The sequence below is a fragment of the Thiemannella venezuelensis genome, from assembly GCF_014203605.1.
Lineage (GTDB): Bacteria > Actinomycetota > Actinomycetes > Streptosporangiales > Streptosporangiaceae > Planomonospora_A > Planomonospora_A venezuelensis.
In genome coordinates this window covers 1-2,211 of the sequence record NZ_JACHJJ010000068.1, presented here as the reverse complement: position 1 = coordinate 2,211, position 2,211 = coordinate 1, and the positions used below count along the sequence as shown (strand labels likewise).

General features: G+C 68.6%; 1 protein-coding gene. It reads left to right on the top strand.

Annotation, left to right across the window (positions count from 1 at the left end; all coding sequences use genetic code 11):
- Window positions 1-260 precede the first annotated feature (260 nt).
- Window positions 261-1,997 (top strand): IS1634 family transposase, encoded by a 1,737-nt coding sequence (locus FHS22_RS37095; protein WP_184948879.1) that lies wholly within the window; start codon window positions 261-263, stop codon window positions 1,995-1,997.
- The last annotated feature ends 214 nt before the right edge of the window (window positions 1,998-2,211 follow it).

Sequence of the window (2,211 nt, the reverse complement as noted above, 5' to 3'; positions counted from 1 at the left end):
CCATCGCCCCCGCCCTGCTCGCCGCCGAACCCGGGCCACTGCAGATCCTGGCCGATGCCGCCTACGCCGCAGCCGGATTGCGCGCCTGCCTGACGCCCGGGTTCCGCAGTTCGTAGGCACACAAGCGTGACCGCTGGAGCGTAACGGCTGGTCAGAGCTCCACGAGGAGTACTTCCTGGACTGCCGGGCCCGAAAGTGTAGTAACACGACTGATTCGCGTTCTCCTGCGAGAGCAGGGCTGCCTGTGGTTCGGTGTGGTCATGTACTTGCGGTTCACGCAGCGGACCAACGCCGACGGCACAACCGTCCGCTACGCCGCTCTGGCACACAACCGCCGGGTGAACGGCAAGGTCAAGCCGGACGTGCTGATGAACCTGGGCCGCATCGACCGGCTGGACGTCGACGGACTGCGCCGCCTGGCCGCCTCGATCACCAAGCACTTCGGCGGGGACGCAACCGCCCTCAGCGACGACACCGAGGCCGCTCTGACGGCGGGAGCGGCCCCGATGGAAGTGATCGACTCCCGGCCGATCGGGACATCATGGCTGCTGGACGCGCTATGGAAGCGCCTGGACATCGCCGCGGCGATCACCAAGGCCACCGACGGGCGGCACTTCACCACGAACATGGAACGCGTGCTGTTCGCGCTGGTCGCCAACCGGGCGATCGAGCCGATGAGCAAGCTGTCGGCGGCCGAGTGGGCCAGCGAGGACGCGATCATCTGCGGCCTGACCGCGATGGACGAGGACCAGGCGTATCGGGCGATGGACCTGCTGGCCGAGGCCGACACCACCGGCCAGGTCCAGCAAGCGGTGTTCTTCGCCGTCGCGAACCTGCTCAACCTCGAGGTCGACCTGCTGTTCTTCGACACCACCAGCACCTATTTCGAACGCGACGAGGAAGAAGACAGCACGCCCGAGCAGCGCGCCTTCCGCCGCTACGGCAAGTCCAAGGACCACCGCGACGACCTGCCGCAGATCGTGATCGGCCTGGCCGTCACCAAGGAGGGCATCCCGGTGCGGGTGTGGTGCTGGCCCGGCAACACCAGCGACCAGCAGGTCCTGGCCGAGGTCAAAGACGACATGCGGGACTGGAAGCTCGGCCGCGTCATCACCGTGGTCGACCGCGGCTTCTCCAGCACCGACAACCTCGCCTACCTGCGCCGGGCGGGCGGGCACTTCATCGCTGGGATGCGCATGCGCGACGGAGGCGCCCTGGCCGATCAGGCGCTGTCGCGGCAGGGCCGCTACCAGAGCGTCCGCGACAACCTGCGGGTCAAGGAAGTGCGCCTCGACGGTGCCGGCGACGTCCGGTTCATCATCTGCCACAACCCCGACCAGGCCGAACGGGACCGGCACCAGCGCGAACAGGCCATCGCCCGGATCGAAGCCGAACTGGAGCGGATCGCCGCCCAGCGGGAACGCGATCGGGCCCGGACCCGGAAGGGGAGCCTGTCGGCTGCGGCCGCCGCCCGCGCCGAAGCCACGCACGTTCGGGCCGAGTGCGCGCTGCGCGACCACCCCACCCTCAAGCGGTGGATCCGCCAGCACAAGAACGACCGGCTCGTCATCGACCGCGCCAAGGTCAAGGCCGAGGCCAACCTCGACGGCAAGTACCTGCTGGCCACCTCCGACCCCGACATCACCGCCGAAGAGACCGCCCTGGGCTACAAGAACCTCCTGGAAGCCGAACGCGGGTTCCGCGACCTGAAGTCCGAGCTGCTGCTGCGGCCGGTCTTCCACCGGCTCGAACACCGCATCCGCGCCCACGTGCTGATCTGCTGGCTCGCCCTGCTCCTCACCCGTGTCGCGGAGCGTTCCGTCGGGCAAAGCTGGCGCCATATCCGCCGGGAGACCGCCCGGCTCAAGCAGGTCACCCTTGCCGGGGAGGCCGGGACGATCACTCAGACCACTCCGCTGCGGCCCGGTCACAAGGGCATCTACCAGGCACTTTCCATCGCTCCGCCGCCCCGGGTGACAGCCTTCGATCCCGCTTGAGCAAGATCCGGGCAGGCCGGGAGAGCGTAGACACACGCCCTCTCCCGGTCCCGTCGGCGTTCCCGCAGCTCACACACCAGATTCGGCATCATGTGTGACCACCAACTGCGGAACCCGGGTGACGGAGGCCGGGCACCGGCTGCTGATCAACCCGCCCGCGCTCAAACCCGCCGTCCCCGGTGGGTTCACGCTGGACGACTTCGGAATCGACACC

Bases quoted from the DNA above. Each gene is read 5' to 3' on its own strand.
- FHS22_RS37095 (WP_184948879.1), top strand. From the start codon at position 261: ATGTACTTGCGGTTCACGCAGCGGACCAACGCCGACGGCACAACCGTC.